Source organism: uncultured Thermanaerothrix sp. (genome assembly GCF_938028735.1).
In the GTDB taxonomy this organism is placed as follows: Bacteria; Chloroflexota; Anaerolineae; order Anaerolineales; family Anaerolineaceae; genus Thermanaerothrix.
Genome location: NZ_CALIMF010000024.1, coordinates 1 through 25,244 on the forward strand (window position 1 = coordinate 1; position 25,244 = coordinate 25,244).

Annotated in this window: 27 protein-coding genes; 7 read left to right on the top strand and 20 right to left on the bottom strand. The window is 58.9% G+C overall.

Translation table 11 applies throughout. The annotated features are described in order from the left end of the window. Window positions 1–165: 165 nt before the first annotated feature. The gene (locus tag Q0721_RS10895) at window positions 166–1,020 is read right to left on the bottom strand and encodes a hypothetical protein (protein WP_299029704.1); all 855 of its coding nucleotides are present in this window, start codon (window positions 1,018–1,020) and stop codon (window positions 166–168) included. 116 nt (window positions 1,021–1,136) lie between these two features. On the opposite strand from Q0721_RS10895, the gene Q0721_RS10900 reads away from it, so the two are divergent. From Q0721_RS10900 to Q0721_RS10930, 7 genes are all read left to right on the top strand, one after another. Then, window positions 1,137–1,871: a YceI family protein gene (locus Q0721_RS10900; RefSeq protein ID WP_299029707.1), complete on the top strand. Its 735-nt coding sequence runs from the start codon at window positions 1,137–1,139 to the stop codon at window positions 1,869–1,871. A gap of 102 nt (window positions 1,872–1,973) precedes the next feature. Beyond that, on the top strand, window positions 1,974–3,059 hold the full coding sequence (locus Q0721_RS10905; protein ID WP_299029710.1) for an inositol-3-phosphate synthase: 1,086 nt from the start codon (window positions 1,974–1,976) through the stop codon (window positions 3,057–3,059). 26 nt (window positions 3,060–3,085) lie between these two features. Continuing rightward, window positions 3,086–4,264: a polysaccharide deacetylase family protein gene (locus Q0721_RS10910; RefSeq protein WP_299029713.1), complete on the top strand. Its 1,179-nt coding sequence runs from the start codon at window positions 3,086–3,088 to the stop codon at window positions 4,262–4,264. 5 nt (window positions 4,265–4,269) lie between these two features. Continuing rightward, entirely contained in the window at window positions 4,270–4,626 is a 357-nt protein-coding gene (locus tag Q0721_RS10915; RefSeq protein ID WP_299029716.1) for a histidine triad nucleotide-binding protein, read from the top strand. A gap of 11 nt (window positions 4,627–4,637) precedes the next feature. Further along, a complete protein-coding gene (locus Q0721_RS10920) occupies window positions 4,638–6,167 on the top strand; it encodes a LysM peptidoglycan-binding domain-containing protein (protein WP_299029719.1) in 1,530 nt (509 codons plus the stop codon). After that, window positions 6,088–7,746, top strand: a complete 1,659-nt coding sequence (locus tag Q0721_RS10925; RefSeq protein ID WP_299029722.1) for a hypothetical protein — start codon at window positions 6,088–6,090, stop codon at window positions 7,744–7,746. Before Q0721_RS10920 ends, Q0721_RS10925 begins: the two co-directional genes overlap by 80 nt. A 26-nt stretch (window positions 7,747–7,772) precedes the next feature. Continuing rightward, on the top strand, window positions 7,773–9,248 hold the full coding sequence (locus Q0721_RS10930) for a LysM peptidoglycan-binding domain-containing protein (RefSeq protein WP_299029725.1): 1,476 nt from the start codon (window positions 7,773–7,775) through the stop codon (window positions 9,246–9,248). 11 nt (window positions 9,249–9,259) lie between these two features. Here Q0721_RS10930 and Q0721_RS10935 read toward each other — a convergent pair whose 3' ends face one another. The 19 genes from Q0721_RS10935 to Q0721_RS11025 all read right to left on the bottom strand — a co-directional run bounded on the left by Q0721_RS10935 (window position 9,260) and on the right by Q0721_RS11025 (window position 25,221). Next, window positions 9,260–10,021, bottom strand: a complete 762-nt coding sequence (locus Q0721_RS10935) for an SDR family oxidoreductase (RefSeq protein ID WP_299029728.1) — start codon at window positions 10,019–10,021, stop codon at window positions 9,260–9,262. A gap of 28 nt (window positions 10,022–10,049) precedes the next feature. Beyond that, window positions 10,050–10,589 carry a hypothetical protein gene (locus tag Q0721_RS10940; RefSeq protein WP_299029730.1) on the bottom strand — a complete coding sequence of 180 codons (540 nt, stop codon included), beginning with the start codon at window positions 10,587–10,589 and terminating at the stop codon, window positions 10,050–10,052. Beyond that, window positions 10,586–11,203: a hypothetical protein gene (locus Q0721_RS10945; protein ID WP_299029733.1), complete on the bottom strand. Its 618-nt coding sequence runs from the start codon at window positions 11,201–11,203 to the stop codon at window positions 10,586–10,588. Before Q0721_RS10945 ends, Q0721_RS10940 begins: the two co-directional genes overlap by 4 nt. A 19-nt stretch (window positions 11,204–11,222) precedes the next feature. Beyond that, window positions 11,223–12,527 (bottom strand): MFS transporter, encoded by a 1,305-nt coding sequence (locus Q0721_RS10950; RefSeq protein WP_299029736.1) that lies wholly within the window; start codon window positions 12,525–12,527, stop codon window positions 11,223–11,225. Between the two features lie 48 nt (window positions 12,528–12,575). Further along, a complete protein-coding gene (locus Q0721_RS10955; protein WP_299029739.1) occupies window positions 12,576–13,022 on the bottom strand; it encodes a zinc ribbon domain-containing protein in 447 nt (148 codons plus the stop codon). Window positions 13,023–13,024: 2 nt separating this feature from the next. After that, a complete protein-coding gene (locus Q0721_RS10960; protein ID WP_299029741.1) occupies window positions 13,025–14,218 on the bottom strand; it encodes a thiolase family protein in 1,194 nt (397 codons plus the stop codon). Window positions 14,219–14,234: 16 nt separating this feature from the next. Next, window positions 14,235–15,317 carry a hydroxymethylglutaryl-CoA synthase gene (locus tag Q0721_RS10965; RefSeq protein ID WP_299029743.1) on the bottom strand — a complete coding sequence of 361 codons (1,083 nt, stop codon included), beginning with the start codon at window positions 15,315–15,317 and terminating at the stop codon, window positions 14,235–14,237. Between the two features lie 80 nt (window positions 15,318–15,397). Beyond that, window positions 15,398–15,742, bottom strand: a complete 345-nt coding sequence (locus tag Q0721_RS10970; RefSeq protein WP_299029745.1) for an SCP2 sterol-binding domain-containing protein — start codon at window positions 15,740–15,742, stop codon at window positions 15,398–15,400. 28 nt (window positions 15,743–15,770) lie between these two features. After that, window positions 15,771–16,811: a hypothetical protein gene (locus tag Q0721_RS10975; RefSeq protein WP_299029748.1), complete on the bottom strand. Its 1,041-nt coding sequence runs from the start codon at window positions 16,809–16,811 to the stop codon at window positions 15,771–15,773. Window positions 16,812–16,861: 50 nt separating this feature from the next. Then, window positions 16,862–17,479, bottom strand: coding sequence for a helix-turn-helix transcriptional regulator (locus Q0721_RS10980; protein WP_299029751.1), 618 nt, complete (start codon window positions 17,477–17,479; stop codon window positions 16,862–16,864). A 156-nt stretch (window positions 17,480–17,635) separates the two neighbouring features. Then, window positions 17,636–18,382, bottom strand: coding sequence for a PmeII family type II restriction endonuclease (locus tag Q0721_RS10985; RefSeq protein WP_299029754.1), 747 nt, complete (start codon window positions 18,380–18,382; stop codon window positions 17,636–17,638). Then, window positions 18,354–19,283: a site-specific DNA-methyltransferase gene (locus tag Q0721_RS10990; protein ID WP_299029757.1), complete on the bottom strand. Its 930-nt coding sequence runs from the start codon at window positions 19,281–19,283 to the stop codon at window positions 18,354–18,356. Before Q0721_RS10990 ends, Q0721_RS10985 begins: the two co-directional genes overlap by 29 nt. Window positions 19,284–19,422: 139 nt before the next feature. Next, window positions 19,423–19,764, bottom strand: coding sequence for a hypothetical protein (locus Q0721_RS10995; RefSeq protein ID WP_299029760.1), 342 nt, complete (start codon window positions 19,762–19,764; stop codon window positions 19,423–19,425). Between the two features lie 39 nt (window positions 19,765–19,803). Continuing rightward, complete coding sequence (locus tag Q0721_RS11000; RefSeq protein WP_299029763.1) at window positions 19,804–20,604, bottom strand: ADP-ribosylglycohydrolase family protein; 801 nt, start codon at window positions 20,602–20,604, stop codon at window positions 19,804–19,806. A 39-nt stretch (window positions 20,605–20,643) separates the two neighbouring features. Next, complete coding sequence (surE, locus tag Q0721_RS11005) at window positions 20,644–21,453, bottom strand: 5'/3'-nucleotidase SurE (protein ID WP_299029766.1); 810 nt, start codon at window positions 21,451–21,453, stop codon at window positions 20,644–20,646. Between the two features lie 61 nt (window positions 21,454–21,514). Next, window positions 21,515–21,826 (bottom strand): DUF45 domain-containing protein, encoded by a 312-nt coding sequence (locus Q0721_RS11010; RefSeq protein ID WP_299029769.1) that lies wholly within the window; start codon window positions 21,824–21,826, stop codon window positions 21,515–21,517. Window positions 21,827–22,165: 339 nt separating this feature from the next. Then, window positions 22,166–22,390: a hypothetical protein gene (locus Q0721_RS11015; protein WP_299029772.1), complete on the bottom strand. Its 225-nt coding sequence runs from the start codon at window positions 22,388–22,390 to the stop codon at window positions 22,166–22,168. Window positions 22,391–22,517: 127 nt separating this feature from the next. Beyond that, the gene (locus Q0721_RS11020; RefSeq protein ID WP_299029775.1) at window positions 22,518–24,323 is read right to left on the bottom strand and encodes a TIGR04190 family B12-binding domain/radical SAM domain protein; all 1,806 of its coding nucleotides are present in this window, start codon (window positions 24,321–24,323) and stop codon (window positions 22,518–22,520) included. 259 nt (window positions 24,324–24,582) lie between these two features. Continuing rightward, entirely contained in the window at window positions 24,583–25,221 is a 639-nt protein-coding gene (locus tag Q0721_RS11025) for a hypothetical protein (protein ID WP_299029778.1), read from the bottom strand. Window positions 25,222–25,244: the final 23 nt, after the last annotated feature.

Genomic DNA, 25,244 nt, shown 5'->3' on the forward strand with positions numbered 1-25,244 from the left:
CTCGCAGGCATGCGTTTTTCTCTCCTGGCAACCCGTCCGATCCTCAGGCTATGCACTTGTTAAGGTGCGGGAGGGGTTGCTCTTATTATAGAGAGTTTCCCCGCGCAATGCAAGCCCCACTGCGCCAAATTTTTTGGAAAAAAGAAAGGACGGTTTTGCCCCGCTCTACGGCAGGTGATAGGCGAGCAACTCCAGGGTGCTGGGGGGACCCTCGGTCTTGTCAATCGCCTTCACCAGGCCCACGCCGCGCGCCAGCCAGAGGGTAGAGTGCGTGGTCAGTTCAAACGTCATCCCTACGGCCAGGGTAAGGGTGTGATGCGTCTCGCAGGTCACCCGCACGGCCTCGAACGTTCCGGCGGGTACGGTCACGGTTTCAAACGCCTCGGCGCGGCAGGCATAATTCACCTCACTGCGCGACTCCAGCACCCCCGCCCCTTCCAGGGTGCTCTTGCCTTTGAACACCGTTTTTTGCTGCCAGGTCTGTCCCGGGTGCAGATCCGCCGGATGATAGAAGCCCTGGTTAGATTCGAGCGTAACCTCCGTCTGCATCGGCCCGGCAAAAACCGACCCTGCCACTGGCCCCGGCGTGAGGTAGATCAGGCTGCCGTTCTCGCACTGCCAACGTCCCCGGCGCACCGCTCCAGCCGAAAATTCATCCTGATCCACGAAGCCGTCTGGGGTTAACTCGGTGATGGGGCGGGTGAAGGTATCGGTCACGTCATTGCTGAGTCGGTAGTCCCAGGTGGCGCCTTGACGCACCGGCAGGTAGGGGTTTGCGCAGGCGGGGCTGCTGAGCCCGTCTGGTGGGGGCGGTAAAGTGGGGGTGGGGCTGGGAAGCGTGGGAGTGGGCGGGGCAGGCGAGCGGCGCGCCGTACCCCCGACTGCGGTCAGGGTGCGGTTCGGCGTGGGTGGAGCGGTTGGGGCTGTGCGCCCCGGCGCAGCGCAGGCGATTAGCCACCCGCTCATCAGTCCGAGCAGGCTCCATGGCCATAAATAAAAAATCCAGGACCGTGTTCTCATTGGGGCCGCTCTTTTTTTTAGAAAAGCACCGCGCCAAGCAAATATTGATAAATATGGTAAACTATGATGAGTTATTGGGTGTGACTTTCTAGTGCGCATGTGCCGATGGAGGTGCTATGAGCTACCGACTAGCCGGGTTGGGCCTGGTGTTGCTGGGGCTGGGATTGCTGGCCTGCGTGCCGGCGCCCCCTATGACCTCACCCGCCCCCACATCAACCCCTGCCCTACCGAGTTCCACGTCTGTTCCCACGGAGCCGCCCCCGGCCACCGCTACCGCGCCTGTCCCCACGGCCGCGGCGGCCGGCCGTGCCAATAGCGTGATCTTTAGGATTGTGCCGGGCGAATCGCAGGCCTCTTACGAGGTCGGCGAGACCTTCTTCAACCAGAACAACCGCTTCAACATTGCAGTGGGGGTGACCACGGCTATCGAGGGCCAAATTGAAGCCAACCTGGCTGACCCGCCAGCCAGCCGCCTGGGGCCGATTACGGTGGATGTGAGCCAGTTGCGCTCCGACAGCAGCCGCCGCGATAATTACCTTCGCAACAATGCCCTCGAATCGGCGCGCTACCCACTGGTCACCTTTACCCCCACGGCGGTGGAGGGGTTGCCGACCGCCTATGTGGAGGGGCAGGACTACACCTTCCGCGTGCGCGGCGACCTGACCGTGCGCCAAACCACCCGCCCGGTCACCTTCGCGGTTACGGCGCGGTTGGAAGGCCAAACGCTGAGCGGCACCGCCACCACGACAATCTTGATGAGCGATTTCGGCATTGGCCCGATTGACTTGGTGGGCATTCTGCGCACCGAGGACGCGGTTAAACTGACGCTCACCTTCACCGCCCGGCCGTAAAATTCGCCCTCCCACTCCCCCGTGGCCGAGGGTATAATCAAGAGGTGCTGCGCCCCAGCACGGCTGGATGCAATCTTAACCTTCGTGCAGGAGTAATGACCGATGAGTGACGGCAAAAAAGTCCGCGTGGCTATCATTGGCGTGGGTAACTGCGCCTCTTCCCTAGTGCAAGGGGTCTATTTTTACCGCAACGCAGCGGATACCGACCGCATTCCGGGGTTGATGCACGTCAACCTAGGCGGCTACCATATTCGGGATATCGAGTTCTCGGCAGCCTTTGATGTGGTGGATACCAAGGTGGGCAAGGACCTCTCTGAGGCCATCTTTGCCTATCCCAACAACACCTACAAGTTTGCCGAGGTGCCCCACCTGAACGTGCCGGTTTACCGCGGCATGACCCACGATGGGCTGGGCAAGTACCTCAGCCAGATTGTGCGCAAAGCCCCCGGCCCCACGGCCGATATCGTCAAGATCCTCAAAGACACCGGCACCGATGTGGTGGTCAACTACCTGCCGGTAGGTTCGGAGATGGCGACCAAGTGGTACGTGGAGCAGGTGCTGGATGCGGGGTGCGGCTTTGTCAATGCCATCCCGGTCTTCATCGCCAGTTCGGAATACTGGTCAAAGCGCTTCGTGGATCAGAATCTGCCCATCATCGGCGATGATATCAAGAGCCAGGTGGGGGCGACCATTCTGCATCGCGTGCTGACCAGCCTCTTTGTGGATCGCGGGGTGCGCCTGGACCGCACTTACCAATTGAATTTCGGCGGGAACACTGATTTCCTGAACATGCTGGAGCGCGAGCGCCTGGAATCCAAGAAGATTTCCAAGACCGGCGCGGTGACCAGCATGTTGCCCTACACCCTGCCGGAGGATAACATTCACGTTGGGCCGAGCGACTACGTGCCCTGGCTGACCGACCGCAAGTGGTGCTACATCCGCATGGAAGGCACCACCTTTGGCGAAGTGCCGCTCAATCTGGAAGCCAAACTGGAAGTGTGGGACTCGCCCAACTCGGCGGGGGTGGTCATTGATGCCATCCGCTGTGTCAAACTGGCGCTAGACCGCGGCATTGGCGGTCCGCTCTACGGCCCGGCGGCGTACTTTATGAAGACCCCGCCCAAGCAGTTCAAGGATGAAGTTGCCCGCGAGATGACCGAGGCCTTCATCCGCGGCGAGAAGGTGTAGCCGCGTGGTCTAGCCCGTTGGTGGTGATGAGGCGCCTTTCTTCCTCTATCAACCGGCGCAGGCGGCTTTGCGGGTGGGCGCTCGGGCTGCTCCTGAGCGTGGGGCTGAGTGCCTGTGCCACTGCCTGGGGGGCGATGCCGTGGGCCACCCCCACCGCCTTGGCGCCGCCAGCCTCAGACCGCACGGTCACGCCCACCCTCGCTTTACTGCGGCCATCGGTCACGCCCTCCTCATCTTCCACGGCCATTCCTACCGCGTCTTCCCCTCTTCCTCCGCTGCCTACCGCCACTCCGCCGCCCGTCTTTGAGACCCGCCTGCTGCTGCCCGGGGTCACCCCGCAGACCTATCTGGAGGCGTGCACCTACCTACGTCTGCGCTGGGCGCCCGGCAACGCTGCTCCGGGCACGATTGTGGTGCCCTTCATGTACCACAGTGTGCGTCAGAGCGGCCGCCCGATTCGCGACAACATCACCGTCAGTGCCGATTACCTGGCGGCCACCCTGAAACATGCCCACGACCTGGGTTTTCAGACCATCACCACAGCACAACTGGCCGATTTCTTGCACCATAATGCCTATATCCCCCCGCGTTCCCTGCTGATCATCGTGGATGACCGCTCACAGGGGACGGTGCGCACGCACTTTTTGCCGCTTTTGGAGACCTACGATTGGACGCTAACGATGGCCTACATTACCGGCGTGGGCGATGAACGCGAATGGCAGGCGATCCGCGACCTGGTGGCGACCGGCCGGGTAGAGGTGCAGGCGCATGGCTTTCTGCATAACGCCGAGACCTACTTCACCGAGACCACGCCGGAGGAGATCCTGCACCAGGAGATTGAAGGCCCCATCGCGGCGTTGGCGACGCACCTGGGGGTGCGCCCGCGCGCTTTCATCTGGCCCGGCGGCAACTTCACCGCCCGCGCTGTTCAGATCGCCCGCCAGGCCGGGTACGAGCTGGGCTTCACGGCCTACGCCCGCGGCCCCCTGATGTTTAACTGGATCCCGCTCGGCGCGCCCGAACAGGCCATGCGCGATCCACTAATGGTCCTGCCGCGCTACTGGGGCACTACGGCTTATGTCAACCTGGATGCCGCGGTGGCCATCGCTGAGGCCGCACAAGCCTTTGCCGCTGCCCAACGCGCGCAGGAACTGGCCTGGTACCGCCAGCACTGCGCGGCAGCGAATGCTTTGCCTATGGAGTGAAGGTCATGACCAACCGCTGGATGGATGGCTGTCCTTTCTGCCGCATCGTGCGCGGTGAGACCTCCACGCGCCTTCTGTACCAGGATGACCTGGTGACCGCCTTCCCGGATATCCACCCGATTGCGCCTCACCATTATCTGATCGTGCCTAATGTGCACCTTGAGTCGGTCAATGAGGTAGCGCCAGAGCATGAGGCGGCGTTAGGGCGGATGTTTATCGTGGCACGCCACCTGGCCGAGACCTACCACGTTGCCCAGAGCGGTTACCGCCTGATCGTCAATACCGGCCCGCATGCGGGGCAATCGGTGTTTCACCTGCACATGCACTTCATCGCTGGGCGGCACATGCCGTTCCGCGCCTGAGGGAGAGAGCCATGCGGCGCCGCAGCAGGTGGCTTGTGCTGATGGTGTGGGGGATGGGTTGGCTCTTGCTGGCCTGCGTGCGCTACGTAGATCGGGCGCCGCTGTGGGTGCCGGTCACTTCGCCCCGGCCCGTTGAGGCAACCTTCGCCGCCGGCACGCCGCTGCCCTTCCACCCCCCTACCCGTCCGCCGGGTGCGCCGCTTTACACCCCCACCCCCGATCCTCCGCGCGTCCTGCCGACCCTGCGCATCGAAGAAGAGACCTACACGGTGCAATCCGGCGACACCCTGGGGCAGATCGCCGCGCGCTACGGGCTTTCTTTGGAAGCCCTCATCACCGCCAACCAGATCCCCAACCCCGACCTGCTCTACCCCGGGCAGGTGCTGGTCATCCCGGCGCCGACGCCCGCCGGGAGCGCCCCGGCTTTCAAGATCATCCCCGACTCGGAACTTATTTACGGCCCGGCCACCGTGGGCTTTGATGTGGCCGCCTGGATCGCTGCTCAGGGGGGCTACCTGGCCACTTACCAGGAGACCCTGGGCGAGGTGACCTTGAGCGGGGCGGAGATCGTGAGCGAGATTGCGCGCAACTTCTCGGTCAACCCGCGCCTGCTCCTGGCAGTGCTGGAGTACCAGAGCGGCTGGGTCACTCAACCCCAGCCCGACGCAGCCTGGCAGGACTACCCCCTGCGCTACGTGGATTTGCGGCGCAAGGGGCTGTACCGCCAACTGGCCTGGGCAGCTAACAACCTGAACCGGGGGTACTACCTATGGCGGGTGAACGCGCTGGGGCACTTCCTGCTGGCTGATGGCAGCATCGTCCCCGCCGCCAACACAATCAACGCCGGCACGGCGGGGGTGCAGTATCTCTTCAGCCTGCTGTATGGGCGCGCTGAATGGGAGCGGGCGGTGGGCGAGTCGGGGGTTTTTGCCACTTTGGAGCGCTTTTTCGGCTACCCCTTCGATTGGGCTGTTGAGCCGCTGCTTCCCCCCAACCTCACCCAGCCGGCGCTGCAACTGCCCTTTGAGCCGGGGGTGACCTGGTCGTTTACCGGCGGGCCGCACGGGGGCTACGGGGATGGCTCGGCGTGGGCAGCGCTGGATTTTGCCCCCTCGGATGGGCGCTACGGCTGCCGCGAGAGCGATGCCTGGGTCACCGCCGCGGCGGATGGGCGGGTGGTGCGCTCCGAACCGGCGGTGGTGGTGCTCGACCTGGACGGCGACGGTTACGAGCAGACTGGCTGGAGCCTCTTTTACCTGCACATTGCCACCGCTGACCGGGTGGCGCCGGGCACGTGGCTCAAAGCCGGTGAGCGCATTGGGCATCCCTCGTGTGAGGGCGGGGTCTCCAGCGGCACTCACGTGCACATCGCCCGGCGCTATAACGGCGAATGGATCCCCGCCGACGGCCCGCTGCCTTTCAACCTGGAGGGTTGGATTTCGCAGGGGAAGGGGGTAGAATATGAAGGAACGTTGGTGCGTGATGGCGTGGTACTCGAGGCCTCGGAGCGGCGCATTCCCCAGAATCAGATCCAGCGCTGAACGCGTGGGGGGTCTGGCCGTCCTGCTGACCTGGATGGTGAGCGCGCTGGCCTGCGGGGGATCGGCCGCCTACTTGAGCGCGGCGGAACTGACCGCCACAGCGGCCCTGCACAGCGGTGCGGGGGGTGGGAGCGAGATCACCCCTCCGGCGCTCAACCTGCCCACTCTCCCCGCCGCGCCGTCGCTTCAGGCGGCCACGCTGGCCGAGGCGCCTACTCCTATCCCGCCCATGCCGACATCTACCCCCACCCTTATTGAGGCCGGCACCCCGCGCCCACCCATCCTTTATTACGCCCAGGCCGGCGATACCCTGCCCGCGCTGGCGATACGCTACGGGGTGGCCGCGGAGGAGATCACTTCTCCCGACCCGCTCGACCCTACTGGGCTGATCACCCCAGGGCAGTTGTTGGTCATCCCCAACCGCTTGGACGGGCTAGGGCCGGATCAGGCGCTCCTACCAGATAGCGAAGTGGTGTATTCCCCCTCGGCCGTGGGGTTTGATATTGAGACTTTTGTGCAGTCCGCCGGAGGGTACTTGGCGGCTTACCGCGAGTACCTGACCGACCGCACCTACACCGGCGCCGGGGTGATCGAACGGGTGGCCACTGAGAACTCGGTCAACCCGCGCCTGCTCCTAGCGCTGGTGGAGTACCAGAGCGGTTGGGTGTATGGGCAACCGGATTCGCTGGCCAAGGTGGATTACCCGCTCGGGTGGGTTGCCCTGGAGCGCAAGGGCCTCTACAAGCAACTGACCTGGGCGGTGCAGAACCTCTTCATCGGTTACTACCGCTGGCGCGAGGGGCGGCTGACCACGCTGACGTTTAAGGACGGCAGCACGCTGCGCTTAGCGCCGAACCTGAACGCTGGTTCGGTGGCCCTACAGTATCTGTTTGCGCAACTCTATCCCTATCCGCGCTGGCAGGCGGTCTTGTACGGCGAGGCAGCCTTCCCGGCCGTGTATGAGCGCATGTTCGGCAGCCCGTGGCTGCGCGCCCGCACGGTGGAGCCGCTCATTCCGCCGGGAGTTACCCAGCCCGATTTCATCCTACCTTTCCTGCCCGGCCATACCTGGGCCTTCACGGGCGGGCCGCATTCGGCCTGGGGGCCAGATAGCGCGCTGGCGGCGCTGGATTTTGCGCCCTCAAGCACGCAGAGCGGCTGCGCGCCTTCAGAGGAGTGGGTCACAGCAGTGGCGGGTGGGTTGGTGGTGCGCTCGGAGAAAGGCGTAGTGGTGCTCGACCTGGACGGGGATGGGCACGAACAGACTGGCTGGGCCGTGTTATACTTGCACATTGCCAGTGAGGGCCGCCCCCCGGTCGGCACCTGGCTGGAGCAAGGCGCATTGGTGGGGCATCCCTCGTGCGAAGGGGGCTCGGCTACCGGCACCCATGTGCACTTGGCGCGCAAGTACAATGGCGAGTGGGTGCTGGCAGATGGCCCCTTGCCGTTCGTCCTGGATGGCTGGCGCGCGCAGGCGGGCAGCGCCCCCTACCAGGGTCGCCTGGTGCAAGGGGATCAGGTGGTGAAAGCCTGCACCTGCGCCTCTTTTGAAACCCACATCACCCGCCCCGCCCGCTGAATCGCCGTGGATTGCTGTGATCGTTTATGCGTCGATTGAACCTCCTGGGATGGTTTCTGCTCCTCAGCGCAGTGGTGGTGGCCTGTGCGCCGGCGCCAAGCCGTCAGCCCTTGGCGGATTTGGCTGCTACGCGCCTGGCGGCGACGCCCACGCTGGTGACCACGGCGACCGCTTTTGCCACGCGCCCGCCCTACCCGCCGGGCACCTTGGTGGACTACACCGCCCAAACCGGGGATACCCTGCCGGCGTTGGCGGCACGCTTCAATACCACCGAGGCAGAGATCCGCGCGGCCAACCCTATCTTGCCCGAACGGGTGACCACCCTGCCGCCGGGCCTGCCGATGAAAATCCCCATTTATTACCGCCCCCTGTGGGGCAATCCCTATCAAATTCTACCGGATAGCCTCTTTATCCATGGGCCGGCCCAGCAGGGGTTTGACCCGGTGGCGTTCGTGGATGCCCAGCCCGGGTGGTTTAAGTCCTACGTAACGTATCTGGGGGGGCAGAATCGCCGCGGGGGGGAGATCATTGCTCATATCGCCAAGAATTTCAGCCTTAGCCCGCGCCTGCTGCTGGCGCTGCTCGAATACCACACCGGCGCGCTCAGCCAGCCTGAGATGCCCGCCGATCTGGGAAACTACCCGCTGGGTTACCGTGATGCACGCTACGCGGGGCTGGGGCAACAACTGACCTGGGCGGCCAACACCCTTAACAACGGCTATTACGCCTGGCGCAACGGCACCTTGATCAGTATTGACTTGCCGGATGGGCGAGAGGAAACCCTGGACCCGTGGCAGAACGCGGCCAGCGCGGCGTTGCATTATTACTTTTCGCGCCTGCTCGGCGGCGCGGCCTACGACCGCGCCATCGGGCCGGAGGGGCTGGCGGCGACTTACCGTGCTCTCTTCGGTGACCCTTGGCAGGACGTGCAACCACATCTGCCTGGGAGCCTGGAGCAGCCGACCCTGCGCTTCCCCTTTGCACCGGGCAAGCGCTGGTCGTTCACGGGTGGGCCGCATACCGCTTGGGGCAGTGGGGAACCGCTGGCGGCGCTGGATTTTGCCCCGCCGGCAGTGGTGGGGGGGTGCCGACCCAGCGAGGAATGGGCCACTGCCGTGGCGGATGGCGTGATCGCGCGGGTGGACACGGCCAGCGTGGTGCTCGATCTAGATGGGGATGGGGATGAGCGCACCGGCTGGACAATCTACTACCTGCACCTGGCCCAGGATAGTTTGCCGGCGCTGGGCACAGTGCTCAAGGCGGGCGACCCCATTGGGCGGCCTTCCTGCGAGGGGGGCACTGCTACTGGGACGCACGTGCACATCGCCCGCCGCTACAATGGCGAGTGGATCGCCGCCGATGGCCCACTGGCGTTCAACTTAGAGGGCTGGGTGGCGGTCAATGGCAGCGTGCCTTACGAGGGCTACCTGGTGCAGCGCGGCCAGCGCATCCGCGCTTGCCTGTGCTCCGATCGCGCCAGCCAGGTGGAATCGCGCCCGTAGGGGCACGCGGCTCACATTCGGGTGCACATCATCCCGCCATCTACATGCAATGTAGCCCCATGGATGTAGGACGCCTCATCAGAGCAGAGGAAGAGAATGGCGGCGGCGATGTCTTCCGGTTCGCCGATGCGACGCTTGGGAATGCGCTCCAAGAAATATTGAGCTTGATCTGGATCACCTAACATGTTTTTGGTCAGCCCAGTCAGCACCATACCAGGCGCCACAGCGTTGACATTAATGTTGTATCCCGAACAATCCACGGCTATTCCCTGGGTCATCATCTTTGCTGCGCCTTTGCTAGCGTTGTAGATGGACTGCCCCTGGCCAGCCACTTCGCCCATGATTGAGGTTACGTTCACAATCTTGCCGTAGTCTTTGTCCATCATAATGGGCAGGACGGCCTTGCTAAAGTAGAAAATACCGCGCACATTGATGTCCATAACGCGGTTATATTCGTCATCGTCAATCATAACGAAGGGAACGAATTGCCCCGTGCCTGCATTGTTAACTAAAATGTCAATGGTGCCAAAGCGTTCTAAAGTGCGGTTAACACACGCTTGAACCTCATCCCAACTGCGCACGTCCACGCGCGAAACAAGGCATTCCGCGCCTTTTTCCAGAACCAAGCGTTCGGTTTCTTGAAGACCTTCCATGTTGACGTCACAGATGCTGAGTTTCGCCCCCTCTTCGGCAAACCGCACTGCGGTTGCCCGCCCAATGCCGGACGCTGCGCCGGTGACAATGGCCACCTTGTTTTCAAATCGTTTGTACATAGTGCCCTCCCAGACGGTTTGAGATTGCTTAATGCCATTTGGGCTCAACGAAAACATCTGCCCACGGCAAATGAGAGAAAGTAAACACCATATATATCAACACAGACACCAAAACCAGCCCCCACACAAGGCTCCTGAGCAGGCGTGTGTATTGGATTGAGACGAACGCACGTTCCAGCGAAACGACAACGACGCCGACCAGAAGGGTGATCAGGTTAGCATAGACGATCTCGAGCGCAATAGAGGGAAACCGGCCATACACCGCTGGAGCCACATACCAGAAGAGAAAAACCACCCAAGGTGAAAATACGGCCGCCAGTAAACGGGGATACCAAAACAGATCCAGATGGGTTACATCGCGGTGCTTGATAAGATATTCGATGCCCCCCGCAATCAGAAACGAGAAGAACGTGGCCTTGTAGTGCTGGAAATTTGATTCAGTTACGCCCGCAAAGATCGAGAGAGGGAATACGGGAAAGAAACGATAAAGAGCATAGAGTGCCATGAAGACCAGGTAAAAAAGCCCCACTTTCCAGCCCAGTCGAAGCGCCGATTTGGGCTCCATCATTCACACTCCTTTCGAGGTACGGCATAGTCGCGATAAAGTAAATAACATCCCAGCGCAAACCCAGATTGTCCCATGGTGTTTACACTCTCGGCAAGCCATTGGCGAGCCACCGTTTGCTCACCCGAAGCTAGACCACCCATTCCCAAGGTGCAGATAAAGGCCGTTATAAAGCCCACCGCGGCTATGAAACGTTCGCGCCTAAAGGCCAAGAAGGCTAGAATGCCGTGGGCGGCAACAGCAGATAACGTCATCAGGATAAGCAGGGGGATCTTCCATCCCGCCAGCGCCAAAACGGGAGCCAGCCGCGGTGCTTTATGTTGGCTCAAAGCTATATATATGGCGGTCACGAGGAGAGCCAAGAAGCCTGGGGCAACTAAAGAAAACTGTAATTCACTCATCCACCGATAATTGCCTATGTTAATCGTGTAGAGCAGTTTCCATAGAGCTTTGAGGAAGCCGCCCAGAAAGATCAGCAGGGCACCAGCCATGGCCATACGCCCGGTAGGACGTGAACGGCAATGCATCGCTAGCCGCACCAAAAAATAGGCGCCCACCAGGAAGATTGTTACCGGTACAAAGTCAAACAGTGCCAATCCAAGCGGATAGGTCTCCATTGCGCCCCTCGCTGATCCCTTAGCTCTTTCTTTTGTTCACTAGAAATCCCCAAATCGTCACAACCAAGCAAAGAATGGCCACCAGAACGAAAGGTCCTTGATACAGCCAACGGTCAAAAAGCCAACCTCCTAAAACAAAGACGAGCATGATCCCCAAGGAGCCGCAGAACCCATAAAATCCCATCACTGCGCCCCGCACAGATTCAGGCGCATGGTGAGCGATCAATGCCCCTCCTGTGATGATCCCGCTCACCTGGGCCAGACCTAGAAATACACCCAGAACAAAGATTGTCCCGCTCAATGGGTTTGATATTAGGAGGGTAGCCGCAAACACAACTGCCGTAAGGCTAGTGGCTAAAATGACCGAACGAACTCGTCCAAACCGGTCCGAAAGAACGCCAAAGAATGGCGAAGCAACTAAGCCCACTATTTGTGCCAGACCGATGATCATGCCCGCTCTGGCTAAAGCCTCAGCGCTGGTGATGCCCGCTTGAGTCACGCCGTAATTGACCAACCACAGACTAAAAAAGGTTCCCATCGCGCTTAGGGTGCCGGAAGCAACAAAGTTAACCCCATAAGCGAGCAGGATGTTGGGGTTTGTGGCAGCAGCGTGGAGGGCCTCGCGAGCGATCTGCACGACACTACGCTTTTCGGCTTGTTGTTGGGGCCTTCCTACCAAACCGTTGATAACTACGAGGGTACCTAATAGGGCAATCAGTGCAGCTACCCAAAAGGTATAACGACCAGCAGCCACAGGAGATAACCCCATCTCCTGAAAGATCGCGGGTAAACGCAATAGGACAAATACTGTTATCAACGCACCTAATCCACCGCTGACCGAAACGATTCCGTAGGCTTTGCCACGATCACCTGGAGCTACGTAATCCCCTAAGAGCGCATTGTTCATCGTGTTGGCGGCGCTGATACCTGCGGAAAAGAGCATGCGAAATAGCAGCAAGGCCACTATAGTGGCTGCCAGTGGATAGGTAGCAATGCCAATGGCGGCTATCATTAGCCCTAAGGCGTAAACAATGCGCCGACTGGTTCGATCAGAAAGTGTTCCCCAAATTCCTGGCATGATGACGGCCACGAGCGTGTGGGCCAATCCCAGATACCCGCTGACCTGTCCTTGTTGCACATGCGGAATGCGTAAGATCTCGGTTAAGATAAAGGGCTGAGCTTGGGGGATGAAGGTGGCTAAAAGCATCGTCAAGCCTGCTCCGAAGAGGTAAGTCCCCATATTGAGTTGGGTGATCCCGCTGAGAAGGCGAATCGGGCCCCATTTGATCCCCATGGGCTCAGCCGCAGTGGTCTGTTCTGCCATGAGAGAGGTTCCTTTCTAGGTTTGCAAGGACGGGGCTTTTGAGATGAACTATTTCTCTAGTACGAAACCATATCCGTAGACCCAGGCACCAGTATCCTCGCGTTTGTGTTTGCGCAAAACCATGCGCACCCGTGCCCCTGGCCTGACGGCCTGCGGATCACTTACCTGCAAAAGGTCCACCATAAGATGGATGCCATCGTCTAGGCGAACAATGGCTTGGACGCGGGGCAGATGGTTGCCATAGCCCACAGCCGGGAAGCCCATATCATCCAGCGCAACGCACACCACCTCGCCAGTGTGAGCGCATTGATACGGTTCCATGGCACGTTGGTGGCAGGCTGGGCAGATAAGGTCAGTGCGCGGCGGAAAGTAAATCTGGCCGCAGGCTGTGCAACGGGTGCCCATCAGTCGGTAGCGGGCGTGTCGCGTGCGATACCAAAGGGCACTCGAAAAGGTATCCCAGCGTACAAATTGATCTGGAAACTGTTCGCTCATCCCTACCATCCTTTCTGCACCACGCCGACAACATCCAAGGAGTGATGCGTACCGTATGAGGAATTAACCCCGACGCGCGGTTCATTGGCTTGGCGTTCTCCGGCTTGGCCCGTGATCTGCCAGAAGTTTTCCAAAACCCCGATTTGGAAATCCGAACCCGCTGATCCATGTCCAAAAGCGATGCCGCCTCCGTAGGTATTCACCGGGCAACGGCTTTCGAGGGTCATTCCCCCGGAAAGGACATAATCCTTGCCGTGCCCGAGAGGACAGATCCCCAGTGCCTCTAAGGCCATCATGCCCTCATAGGCGGTCAGATCGTGAACCTGCACGATATTAATATCCTCAGGGTGAATACCGGCGATTGCATAGGCTTCTTTGGCGGCTACCATGAGCCCGGAGAGTTCACCCAAATCGTACTCTTTGAGGGCGTCTACAGGGTAATGGAAAAAGTTTCCGATATAAGGTGGGCTAAAGGCATAGGCAACATCGAAATAGACCGGCTTATCGGTGAAGCGATGGGCAATGTCCTCTCCAACTAAAACCAAGGCACTGGCCACGCCCCCACGATTAGTGGCCTGACGATTGCGCTCGCCTTCAGGCGTATCAGCGCACAATTCCTCCAACAAGGGCATGGGCTTGCTGTATTCCACCGCCAGTGGGTTGCGCCGTGCATACCAGTGGCATTGATAGGCCCATTGTCCAGCGGCCTCGAGGGGTACCTGATATTTTTGGCGGTAGTAAGCTGCCCGCATGGTGCCGTAGTTGATATGGGTGAGCCCTAACAGGTAGTCGAAATCTACATAGTTGCCTTGGCTGTTCATGGCTTCCATTGCATCGTAGTTGTCGGCGCGGGCAAACCCCATAGAGACCACGATGTCGCACCTTCCGGAAGCGATGGCGTTCCAAGCCACATATGAGGCGATCCCATTGCCGGCGCAGGCATTTGCGATGGGCACCACTGGCTTGGGGATGATCCCCAAGGCATCGGCAATCTGAGGGCCAGGCGATGAATCGGCGATGGCGCGGTCGTTGTAATTACAAGCGACAAGATCGACATCTTTAACCGGAATTCCCACTTCGTTCAGGGCTTTCCAAAAGACTTCCGCTGCCATCTGCCGCCAAGTCCAATCCATTGGCAGGCCTGGTGGTGTAATAGCGCCACCTACCAACATCACCCTGCGATGAATTTTGCCCATACAACCTCCTCTTGCCTCAATAGAAGTTTGATAAGCGGTGAGGCGATTGGATCATCTTCTGTTCAAACTTGAGCATGGTGGCATAATCCACCATGATTTTGTCCTCAAGTTGTTCAATCACCAACCCACTCTGGGGACGGCGTTCGCTGATGGCTTCGGTGCAAACCAGCGACCAGGCATCACAGCCCGCGCCAGCGCCGTAATCTAATACCCCGATCCGCTCGCCAGGTTCAGCAAAGTCGAGAATATGTGCCAACGAAAGCGGAACCCCTGCGGCACCGCAATCCCCGATTTGATGGGTGAGCACGTAGGGCAATACTTGCATCACGTCCAGGCCCAATTTCCCCATGGTCATCAGTGGACGCACCCCGGTTTTCTGTGGTACCGCAAATTTGGCGAAGTCCGCTGGGGTCAGACCGGTTTGGGCGAAAAGGGCTTGACCTGCCGGTACGACATGATCAAGCAGACCCCAATTGGCCACCCAACCATAAAAGCCCGCTCCGGCCTGGATGTAGCGTTCGCCCTCCGTGCGGAAATAATCGTTCTGATCGTGATTATGGGTTGCGTAGGCTTCCAATCGGGCAATGGGCTGCTCTTTGCCCAAGATGAACGCCACCGCCGCTGCCGAGGCCACGTATTCCACGATCATGCCCGGAGCGGTATGACGGTTGATCGTATCGGCGGCAACGACCAAGCCGTACTCAATTAAGCCGGCTTCAATCATAGCGGCTACCATCCATAGCGCGGTTGAGCCCGATTTATCAGCACATTGAACATCGGCGGTCAGTGCCGAGGCCGGTAAGCCCAGGGTATCAATGAGGACTGTGGCCGCTGCTTTAGTGGCATAGGGGCTTGTGCCACTTCCTAGAACAACAGCGCCGATTTTTTGAGGCTCAAGTCCACTGCGACCCAGTGCTTGGCGTGCCGCTTCATTGGCGAGCGTCAAGGTGTCCTCTTCAGGCCCAAGCACGCCGCGTTCGCCAATCGAGAGCATATCGAAGAAGTGAGGTGAAATATTCTTCCATACCCGCCAGATTTCCTGGGCTTCGATACGGTATTTGGGCAACGCCACACCATATGCAAGAATTCCCGTGTTCAATTCTTGCCTCCTCATGCAGAAATATCAATTGAGTTGAGACTGGCTTTTCCCGTTTATGCCCTTGAACTGCTTTGAGTCTGTCAGGTGTTTTTCTCTTCCTTCTTTGGAATGTTCCATAACCCGGAGAAGGCAATCGCATCCATCATCGGGCCCTGCATCTTGATCAATTTTGCATTGACCAACTTCATGGGGGGAACCTCCCCAGTAAACATCTGCACGATGTGTTCACTGTTGCCCGTGATGATCAACTTGGGGGGCTTGGTCTGCCCTTCTTCTACGGTCAGAACCCCATCTTGGATGGTGAGGGTCCACTTTGAGGGCTCTTCACCCCCCAGGTCAAGCAGGATAACCCGATTCCAGCCTTTCGCCTTCTCAGCCTTGAAGATATTGGGCAAGTTCATCACTACGTCACGAATGCTGGGCATAATTTAGTTCCTCCTTTCATTCCTCCTTTTAGGATGCGCCAAAAATTTTTTCTTGCACGTTCAGGATCCTATCCATGTCATCCGCAGGCACCGTTGTTAGTTCGAAGCGGCATGCGTCCGCGTGAGGATGCATGGCGAGCGACTGAACCAAGCGATAGGTGGGGGCAACCATAGGCGGTAACGTGATCATCATCGTGGCCTCTCCGTGGCGTTCACAGAAACGACAAATGGCGTACCCCAAACTCTGGGGGGGCAAACCGCTCCATTCCTCAATGCGGCGGTAAATGCCAGCCAGTTGGCAATTCTTTAGGATGCTAATTCGAATGGTTTTTTCGCCCTCCTGGCGTTCCTCGCCTTTGAGGTAATAATTATCCGTGTACATGCCGCGTAGCCCGAGTTCCATCAGATCACCAATATCCTCAAAACCTGCTGCGGGCATGACGACCGCAAAAAATTCGCGTGAAACTGCCCACATAAATTCCTCGGCCACGGAGTCTACGGCGCGCCGTAATGCTTCTGGCCCTTCACGTTGATAAAGGGCTGCTGCATTGACACCACCCCAAATCAAGTAGCGGTTGTAGTTGGAAACCGCACGTAAACAAGTATCAAACCAATACTCTACCCAATCGGGCTCCAGGCTGCCAGCACGGATGCCATCCAGCGTCTGCTGCTGTTTGGCCCGCATCACCTCCGCCCAATCGGCGGGTGTCTCCCATCCCCGTTCTGATAAAATTTGAAGGCGCTCAACCGGAACAATATGATCCCTCTCCACCAGTTCTCTCATATCTGCCACATAGCGAGCGTGAAATTCGTGTGCTTTTGCCCGCAACTCGGGATCGTTTTCCCACTCTGGATGACCCGCTCCCTTGAGTAAAATGCGCATGCGCAGTTTCATCTCGTGTTCCACTGAGACCAAGTAGGCTGCCATTACGCGCATCCCGGGGAAAACATCGCCATCCGGCAGTTCCTCGCCATGATAGAAGGCCTCAAGGTTTCCCAATGCTAAGAGATCACGAGCATGCTTTAAGTTACGCGCCCATTTGTGGTTGTGAAATTCATCGTAATACATATGTCGTCCTCCTCCAAGAAACAAAAAACCACGCCCTGTTTTAGCGTGGTTTAGTGCTGAGAGTTATTGCTCATCAACCAAGAGCCTTGGCGGGCTTGCAACAATTCTTCGAGGGTGGTCGTCGGTGGTGCAGTGATCAGTAGCAATGTGGCGGGCTCAGTCGCACTGGCATTAATGATGCGCCGGCGCGGCAAATTTATATAATAGGCCAAATCTCCCGCTTCCAACGAGTGTTCTTCCCCTGTTTCAGAAGCGAGACGCACGGAGCCTTGGATAACATATATTAGGACATCAGCCTGATGTTGGCGGAAATGGGGCTCCTCCTTTCCTGGCCCAATGTGCACCAGCAGAGGTTCCATCCGGGCGTTAGGCTGATTCGTCAGTAAAGTCACCGCCGCCGGACTTTGCCCCAGCCGACCCTTTCCGCGCATTAGTTCCTCGTGGCGGGCGATAAACACCTCATTGTGGTTCGGCTCGGTGAAAAAATACACCATATGCACTTGGTAATAGCGCGCCAACTTTTCCAGGTTGTCAACACTGATCGAAACCTGGTTGCGCTCTACCATGCTTAGGAACGAAACGGACAACCCGGTATCTTCTGCCACCTGTTTGAGAGTCAGGTTGCGACTGAGACGCAATTCACGAATACGCTCACCAAGGTTAACCATGGCCGTCCTTCTTTCAGTATTATAGAAAATTTTCAGTATTCTGTCAATAGCATGACAAAAAAAGAGCGCCTCAAAAAGGCGCCGGGACCGAGCCAATCTCACGGAATTAGCCACCTCAGCCAGGTGGAATCGCGCCCGTAGGGGCGCGCGGGAGGGCTAGGTCTCACGCTGGCGCGCAGAATTGAAGGCCACCAAGGCTTGCCAATTTATTGCGCCGTTGTCACAGAAGCGGGTCACAAATTGCTGGGTAAAAATGTTGATAATACGGGCATATTCGTTGAGGAATTCCTCGTTGCGTTCTTTGGCACGATGACCAAGGGGTTCAATAATGTCTAGGTAAAGCCGATCATTTCCAGAGATAAATTCCCAAAAGGCTTGCCCGCACAATTTTAGATAATCCCCCTTGTCGGGTTGAGCATCCTTCCCATAACAACATCCATTTACAGCCTGAATGCGCAAGGTTGAGTTATTGGTGCGTAAAATGCGTTGCGCTTTTTTGAAGTTATCAATCATTTTCTTAATTTGGCTACTATTCCCCCAGTTGGGACCAGATTTAATGGAAACCAGATAAAGTGTTCCATCACGTTCAAACTCTAGATCAATGCCCTCAGCAGAAGATTTATGCCCATTGTAGGCCTGGCTACAAATAAAAACCGCCAGTTTCTCCAGAAAATCTCCGAAAACAGTTTCTTCCTGTGAGGATAGATAGGCATCTAGTAAAAGTTTGACCAAGTCATGAGCGTCTGTAATATTCTTGGCTTTGAATAAATAAGGGTTTTTTCGTTTTAGAATATTGGTGAGTTTGAGTTCTCTTAGCTTTTCTAGGCGCCGTTGATGAAATTCTCCAATGTGATTTTCTACGAATTTTTGGACATCATTCAGATTGATTGGATTGGGAGGCATAGGTGCGTTTGTCCTCGAGAAGAACAAGCTGTTTAGGAGGGATTTCGATCATAGGGGGAATTTCACGCTGTGCCATTTCGTAGTATTCGGGCATAATTTCAATACCAACCGCATTACGTCCCATGCGTTGTGCCACTCGTACCGTCGTGCCCGACCCCATAAAGGGATCGAGCACCCAATCGCCCTCCTGGGTAAACAAACGTATAAACCACTCAGGGAGGTCTTCGGGAAAAACAGCACTGTGGTTACGGTTGCGCGTCTCAGTAGCAAACGTTACGACATTGGTGGGGTAAACCATTGTGCGCCCAATCCAATTGGCCACGCGTTTTCCAAAACCGCTTCCGACTCGAGAAGGATCGCGCACCAGATCATTGCGACTCAATTTCTTAAGACGTTTTTCGGCCCAATCACCCATTGGTACCATAACAGCTTCTTGGAACATCTTGAACTTGCGGTTTTTGTTGAATTGCAACAAGCGCTCCCAAGCGTCTCGAAACCGGTTGGGCCATTTGCCAGGATAACAATTCTTTTTATGCCAAATAAACTCTTCGGTCCATAGCCACCCTTGTTTACGCATGGCAAGGATTAGTTCAATAACATAAGTATGGCGTTCCCCCTTAACGACTTTTTCCTTGATATTGAGAATAAAGGTTCCATCTGGTTTTAGGACCCTGAGGAGTTCCGCGGAAATAGGCAAGAACCACTCTACGTATTCATCAGGCCTAATCCCCCCGTAAGTATGAGCGCGACTGTCTGCATAGGGTGGCGATGTAAAAATCAAATCAATTGAGTTATCTGGAAGAGATTTGAGTTGCTCTCTACAGTCTCCGAGGAGCAAACGGGCTTCTACCCGTCGCCCTTGGATTGAGGCAGTGGAGTTCGACAATACCGTTGAAATCATCCCGGCTCTAGTCATTCTCTGAACAAATTTTCCACAATTCTCTGCTTTATTATACCTTGTGAGTTTTAATTTTAGAGCAGAGCAACATCTTTTCGTGGCCCTATCCCCACGTTTATTCAATCTCTAGTTCCCCCGCCGGTTACCAGTGGGTTTCGAACAGCGCGCAATCGGTGGCTGAGAGGGTGTATTTACTGAGGCGAACGGGTTTGTCATAGGCCGCCGCGAAAGGCAGCATGTTAACCGCCCGACCCAGGCTATCCAAGAACCGGCCATAGGGTAATTCATGCTGCCCTAGCAGACGGAATACCAACCCTACCCCCTTATGCGCCAAGGCGGCGCGGGCCGCAGCGTATTCTTCCGCGGTGATCGGCGGGTGCGGGTCGTTTCTGCCGCTGGGGAGGTGACGCCGATGCGGGGGTGGCTTTCGTTGTGGGGCTTCCAACCGGCGCGCTGCCTCGCGATGGGTGAAGAGGCCGTTCATGTCAAAAGTCAGGGTGCGATCTGCGGTGAACGAGGAGGTTTATTCATGCCACGTGGCGGCTAGTTGCTCGGCCAGCGCGTGGAGGGTCGCAGATAAAGCTGGGTGGGGGTGGGCGCCCAGTTCTTGGACGGCGGTCAGCCCCCAGCGGGCACCACCTACGCTGCCGACCAGGATGGGGCAGTAGTTGACGCTACCGGCAAAATCCACCGCGGCCTCCAGGGCGTCGGGGAAATTATCAAAATGCTCCAGGAAATACAGCGCTGCGCGCAACACCTCGGGGGCGAAGCCACCCCGCGAAAGACGCGCCAGATCATAATGGTGGCGCACGGCATTCTGAGTCTCGGGAAGGCGTCCGGCGGCGGCAAAATCCAGCGCCGCGGCCCACGGCAGGCCGCGGATGAGGGCACGACACAGGCGGACTACCGCCGCTGCCACATCGCCGGCTAGGGGATGGGCGTGGGTCAGGCGGGCTTCGGTTTGAGCGGCCTCGGCCAGCACCTCATCTGCCAGGAAGCCGGCCATCGCCAGCGGCGCATTGCGGTGGGCCGGGTTGACCCCCGCCGTCATGCCCCCAACCTGGCGATCCACGTCCTGCACTGCGGCCTCTAGCGCCCAACCTTGGCGCAGGCGCTCGAAGACGCCCGCCGCGGTGGGGCCGGTATCGAACCCGCCGCGTTGCCACCAGACCAGGTAGCGTGCCAGCACATCCGCGGGATCGAAGGCCCGGCAGGCCACCAGACTCTCGGCCACCCGAATGGCCATGCGCACCGGCCCGCCGATCTTATCCCCGCAGGCCAGTCCCAGCAACACCCCTTTAACCCGGTCGTGTATCTCGCTCATTCACGCACCTCCCTGATCATGCGGATGACAACATGCGCCCTATGGGGTGGGCGATGGAGGGGAAGCGGGCTGCCATGGCGGCCATGGCCAGCGGCGCAGGTCCTCAATGTAGTGGTGCGCGGTCAAGTCTAACTGAATGGGGGTGATTGAAACATAATTGTGGGCCAGGGCGCCGATGTCGGTGCCCTCTTCGGCTACACCGCCCGGTTCCTCGCCGCCGATCCAGTAATACGGGCGGCCACGGGGGTCCTCGCGGCGGATCAACTCATCGTGGTAGATGCGCAGGCCCTGGCGAGTGATCTGCAGGCCGCGGATTTCGGCCAGGGGGGCGTAGGGGATGTTCACGTTGAGCAGGATGTTGGGGGGCAGGCCCTGGCGGAGCACCTGCTCGGCGACGAGGGTGGCGATGTGGGCAGCCGCAGAGTAATCCAGGCGGTCAAGGTGGTTGCTCTCTTTGGAATCCAGCGAGAAAGCGATGGAGGGGATGCCCCAGATGGTGCCCTCCATGGCCGCAGTCACCGTGCCGGAGTAGGTCACATCGTGGCCCACGTTGGCATAGGGGTTGATGCCCGAGACAACCAGGTCAATCGGGTGCGGGATCAGCCCCAGCGCGGCGAGGGCCACGCAATCGGAGGGCGCGCCGTCGCTAGCCAAGGCGGGGGTGCCATCGGCCAGGGTGACGTCTTTGACGCGCAAGGGGCGGTGCAGGGTTTTGACGTGCCCCGAGGCCGACCAGTTGTGGTCGGGGGCCAGCACAGTCACCGTGCCGAAGCGGCGCATGGCCTGGGCCAGGGCCAGCAGGCCCGGCGCGGTGACCCCATCATCGTTGGTTACCAGGATATGTGTCATCGTTCCCTCTCGCTCTGGGCCGAATTATACCCGCACAAGCGGGGGATGAGCTGACAATGGCTTAACATCTCAGCGGGCTTCTTAAATAGGCTTTTTCTAGGGCTTTGAACAAAGGGCCATGATGGGGGATCTTCAGGTGTAGCAATTCATGCACAATCACCCACTGCCGCACCAGGCTTTTGGCACGGTTGGTATCCGGGCGCCCGGGGTTGAGGCGTTGCACAGCCTCCAGGGAAAGCCGGCGCGAGAACGGGGCGTTCTCGCTCTCGCAGGGGTGGAGCGCCTGCGGGAGTGAGAGATGGCTCCATCCTGCTTCAGTGGCGTAGCGGATGAGGAGAATTTGAACGGTAGAATGCTTGGAAGTCTGAATCATGGGGCAGTCTCCGGGGTTGGGGGAATTGCCCGCACCTTGCCTGTCATCAGATGGTGCAAAAGCGTTGTGAACAGTCCCTGCAGCACCCGTTAGCACGCCTCTTCGGCGGCAACCTTACGATCCGCCGCTTGCAAGAGGCGGGCAATTTCCTGTTGCTTGGCAAGCGAGATGGGGAAGGAAAAGGAAAACAACTTTGATTGAAGTAAACTAGGAATGTCGGTTTGGTTTCCTGCACCGTCGTATAGTCCAAGAAGCGTCCAGGTGGCTTGCATCCAACATTATACAACATAAGGTAGCAAGCCGAGTTCGGTCATCTGGAAGCCGTCAGGGAGTTCGTGGTCAGGCATGCTCCCCTCCCAACCCCCAATCTTTCAGCACCTTCCACAGGGCGCGGTCGGCCTCGGCGCGTTCTTCTTCGGCCTCATGCAACTGCACCGGCGCGTCTTCGCGCGGCAGGAGATCATCCCTGTATTTCGCCGCGTCAATGGGGCCGCGCATGACGCAGGCGGCGGCCCATAGCCACGGTTCGAGGGCGGGGCGATCCAGGGTGTACGTCTCGGTCATAGACTCCTCGTGCCGTGGAGTATCTACCCCCATCCTGCGCTGCCTTCCCCTGTGCCGGAGAGGCCCAGAGGCGCTGCTAACTGCATTATTACATCCGGGTAGGGCACTCTTTTACCCGGAAAGCCCCCTACTCCGGCGGGTGGCGCAGGGGCACCTGGCGCCCGGCAAGGCGGCTCTGCCACCAGTCGGCGATGACGGTGTGGGCGGCCTGGAGCAGGTTGATGCGCGGGCCGCGCACGGGGACTTCCAGTTCGCGCTTGTCGCAGACGGTGCTCAGGTTGGCCTGGTCCACCTCGGCTTTGAGGGCGCGCAGGGCCTCGCGGCGCGCCTCGCCCTCGGGCGTGCTCGCCACGATGCGGTCAATCTCGGCCATGAGTTGGCGCGCGCGGCGGATGCGGGCCGCAGTGGCGGCGGCTTGGGCCGGCTCGATCACCCCAAACGTACCTTTAAGATCGTTCAGACGCAAGCCGGCCTCGTAGGTGGCTTCTACGATTTGATCGCGGTTCATCCAGATCGTTTCGTAATTTAACACGTACTTCCACGAGGGGGCCAGCAGGCGCTGGCGGTGCTCTTCCAACGTGCGCGCAAAGAGGCGGTAGCCGTGCTTTTCGGGCTGTTCAAAGGCCTGGCTGCCGGGGTCGAGGAAGGGCGCCAGCGGCGAGATGAAAGGAATCAGGCGCGGGCCGTAGTGCGGGGTAAAGCGCTCTAGCAGGTAGCGTGCATACTCCACCGTCTCCATAACGGAATCGTAGGTTTGGCCCTTCAGCCCGACCATGAAGAAGATATCCAGGCGCTGGCAGCCGGCAGCGAGAGCGGCCTCCATGCTGGCCTCGATCGCGGCGTTGGTGTAGGGACGGCCAAAGGCGCGCCGCACCTGCTCAGCGTGGGATTCGAGGGAGATTTCGACGGTGAAGTTGGGCAAGGCGCGCGCCACCTGCTGGAAAAATTCCGGCGGCGCGGCATCGAAGAGTTCGATGAACACCGGGCGGTCGTAGCCGGCAATGGCCTCCAGGAAGCGGCGGGCGTAGTCCTCGCCGGGCTGGCGGATATCGCCGAGGATGAAAACCGGGCCGCGGCTGTACTCGCCGATGCGGCGGATATCCTGGGCCAGTTTTTCGGGCGAGCGGAAGGCCGGGCGGGTGCGCCCGTGGATCTGGCGGAAGGCGCAGGCCGAGCCGCCGCAGGTGACGCAATTGTAGCGACAGCCGCGCACCGAAAGCGCCGCGGTGATGGGGTAACGCAGCCAGTTGCGGAAGGGCTTGTAAGAGGCTAGGTCGCGGTAGCGCACCACCGAACGCAGGACGTGCGTGTAATCCAGCAGCAGGTCATCCAGCGTCTCGGGGGAGTAAGTGAGTGGGTTGATGTGCGCCTCACCCTCGGCATCCTTCCACACTAGATTGGGGATGGCCTCCAAAGCGCGCGCGGCGGGGCTGGTGGCGGCGGGATGAAGCGCCCCGCCGCGGTGTAGGTACTGCATCAGCAGAAGCAGAGGGTATTCCGTTGAATCGCCGCGCAGGATGAAATCCACCGCTGGGTAGGTGATCAGCTCACGGTGGAAGTAGGACGCCGAGAAGCCCCCGAAAATGACAGCGCGGTGGGGATGCTGGCGCTTGACGATGCGGGCAATCTCGATGGCCCCGTGGGCGTGGGGTAGCCAGTGCAGGTCAATGCCAAAGGCCAGTGCGTCCAGGTGCCTGAGGTAGGCCTCGGGGTCAAAGTCGGGGTCATCCAGCATACGCACGGCCAGGTTGAGGATGCGCGTGCGCAAGCCATGGCGCTCCAGATACTCGGCCAAGGTGGTGAAGCCGATCGGGTACATTTCGAAGACCGGGGTGGAGGGCACCAGATCACTGACTGGGCCGAAGAGGATGGCCTCACGGCGAAAGTCATAGACACTGGGAGCGTGCAGGAAGATCAGATCGGGGGCGGCCATCAGTATTTCGCTCCAGGTCAAAAGGGGGCTCTGCGTCCTGGCAAGCAAGGCGCAGGCGCAATACGCCTCCGATTATAACATGCCGAAGGTCATCTATTGGGGTAAATTGTGTAGAAATTCACAAAAAGGACGGCTACCCCCGAGGACATGCAGGGGACGGGGGCAAAACGAGCCAATAAGCACCCTTTGGGGCGTCGGGGTGATGGGCTCAAGAGCGTTCGCCGGGGTTGCCCTTAGTGAGTTGGGTGAGTGAGAGGGCTCAGCGTGATTTGATGAATTGCCCCGTCATGGCATCATAGACATCGAACTTCCAAAAGGAGGTCTCGGCCAGCCACAGCACAGCATAACCCTCTAGGTCAGGATCCGCGCCTTCGAAAAAGTGGCCTGCCTTTAACTCCAGCCCCATAGGTTGAGAGGTGCGAAAATCTATCTCGGTTGAATCAACCCATCCATCCAGAGGGAACAAGTCATACGTGCTGTACATTGTTGTGACATCAGATGCCACCCGCTTGGCCTTCCCACCCTCTACATAGAACACATCGGCACCGGAAGCCGGGCTCGCAAGGATGACTACCCAGTGCATCTGGCGACCATCGGAACGGATACCCGGATCTTCTTCTACATTAAACGGGGAACAGTCCTTACAGTACTGTGACCAGCGCCCCACAAATGCGAGCTTCGCGTTAGGCTTCCACTCGGCTGTTAAGGCTTCATAAGCCAACGTCACTGCTTCTTTGGCGCTGAGCCACTCGCCAGTTGCGGTGGTAACCTCGTGCGCGTTCGGAGGCCCTGCCGTGGGTTGGGAGGCAGGAGATGGGCTGGCAGGACGACCGGTACAGGCCGCTACCACGGAGGCCAGGATCACAAGGATGACCAACGCTAAAGAATTTGACCGCATGTTACCCCTCCCTGAAAGAACTT

Excerpts from the sequence above, each read along its gene's own strand:
- Q0721_RS10995 (WP_299029760.1), bottom strand. The coding sequence starts at position 19,764 with ATGAACGGCCTCTTCACCCATCGCGAGGCAGCGCGCCGGTTGGAAGCC.
- Q0721_RS10950 (WP_299029736.1), bottom strand. The coding sequence starts at position 12,527 with ATGGCAGAACAGACCACTGCGGCTGAGCCCATGGGGATCAAATGGGGC.
- Q0721_RS10930 (WP_299029725.1), top strand. The coding sequence starts at position 7,773 with ATGCGTCGATTGAACCTCCTGGGATGGTTTCTGCTCCTCAGCGCAGTG.
- Q0721_RS11020 (WP_299029775.1), bottom strand. The coding sequence starts at position 24,323 with ATGGCCGCCCCCGATCTGATCTTCCTGCACGCTCCCAGTGTCTATGAC.
- Q0721_RS10985 (WP_299029754.1), bottom strand. The coding sequence starts at position 18,382 with ATGCCTCCCAATCCAATCAATCTGAATGATGTCCAAAAATTCGTAGAA.
- Q0721_RS11015 (WP_299029772.1), bottom strand. The coding sequence starts at position 22,390 with ATGACCGAGACGTACACCCTGGATCGCCCCGCCCTCGAACCGTGGCTA.
- Q0721_RS10990 (WP_299029757.1), bottom strand. The coding sequence starts at position 19,283 with ATGATTTCAACGGTATTGTCGAACTCCACTGCCTCAATCCAAGGGCGA.
- Q0721_RS10980 (WP_299029751.1), bottom strand. The coding sequence starts at position 17,479 with ATGGTTAACCTTGGTGAGCGTATTCGTGAATTGCGTCTCAGTCGCAAC.
- Q0721_RS10960 (WP_299029741.1), bottom strand. The coding sequence starts at position 14,218 with ATGGGCAAAATTCATCGCAGGGTGATGTTGGTAGGTGGCGCTATTACA.
- Q0721_RS10895 (WP_299029704.1), bottom strand. The coding sequence starts at position 1,020 with ATGAGAACACGGTCCTGGATTTTTTATTTATGGCCATGGAGCCTGCTC.
- Q0721_RS11000 (WP_299029763.1), bottom strand. The coding sequence starts at position 20,604 with ATGAGCGAGATACACGACCGGGTTAAAGGGGTGTTGCTGGGACTGGCC.
- Q0721_RS10940 (WP_299029730.1), bottom strand. The coding sequence starts at position 10,589 with ATGATGGAGCCCAAATCGGCGCTTCGACTGGGCTGGAAAGTGGGGCTT.
- Q0721_RS10925 (WP_299029722.1), top strand. The coding sequence starts at position 6,088 with ATGAAGGAACGTTGGTGCGTGATGGCGTGGTACTCGAGGCCTCGGAGC.
- Q0721_RS11010 (WP_299029769.1), bottom strand. The coding sequence starts at position 21,826 with ATGATTCAGACTTCCAAGCATTCTACCGTTCAAATTCTCCTCATCCGC.
- Q0721_RS10905 (WP_299029710.1), top strand. The coding sequence starts at position 1,974 with ATGAGTGACGGCAAAAAAGTCCGCGTGGCTATCATTGGCGTGGGTAAC.
- Q0721_RS10975 (WP_299029748.1), bottom strand. The coding sequence starts at position 16,811 with ATGTATTACGATGAATTTCACAACCACAAATGGGCGCGTAACTTAAAG.
- Q0721_RS10970 (WP_299029745.1), bottom strand. The coding sequence starts at position 15,742 with ATGCCCAGCATTCGTGACGTAGTGATGAACTTGCCCAATATCTTCAAG.
- Q0721_RS10935 (WP_299029728.1), bottom strand. The coding sequence starts at position 10,021 with ATGTACAAACGATTTGAAAACAAGGTGGCCATTGTCACCGGCGCAGCG.
- Q0721_RS10910 (WP_299029713.1), top strand. The coding sequence starts at position 3,086 with ATGAGGCGCCTTTCTTCCTCTATCAACCGGCGCAGGCGGCTTTGCGGG.
- Q0721_RS10945 (WP_299029733.1), bottom strand. The coding sequence starts at position 11,203 with ATGGAGACCTATCCGCTTGGATTGGCACTGTTTGACTTTGTACCGGTA.
- Q0721_RS10915 (WP_299029716.1), top strand. The coding sequence starts at position 4,270 with ATGACCAACCGCTGGATGGATGGCTGTCCTTTCTGCCGCATCGTGCGC.
- Q0721_RS10955 (WP_299029739.1), bottom strand. The coding sequence starts at position 13,022 with ATGAGCGAACAGTTTCCAGATCAATTTGTACGCTGGGATACCTTTTCG.
- Q0721_RS10900 (WP_299029707.1), top strand. The coding sequence starts at position 1,137 with ATGAGCTACCGACTAGCCGGGTTGGGCCTGGTGTTGCTGGGGCTGGGA.
- Q0721_RS10920 (WP_299029719.1), top strand. The coding sequence starts at position 4,638 with ATGCGGCGCCGCAGCAGGTGGCTTGTGCTGATGGTGTGGGGGATGGGT.
- Q0721_RS11025 (WP_299029778.1), bottom strand. The coding sequence starts at position 25,221 with ATGCGGTCAAATTCTTTAGCGTTGGTCATCCTTGTGATCCTGGCCTCC.
- surE (WP_299029766.1), bottom strand. The coding sequence starts at position 21,453 with ATGACACATATCCTGGTAACCAACGATGATGGGGTCACCGCGCCGGGC.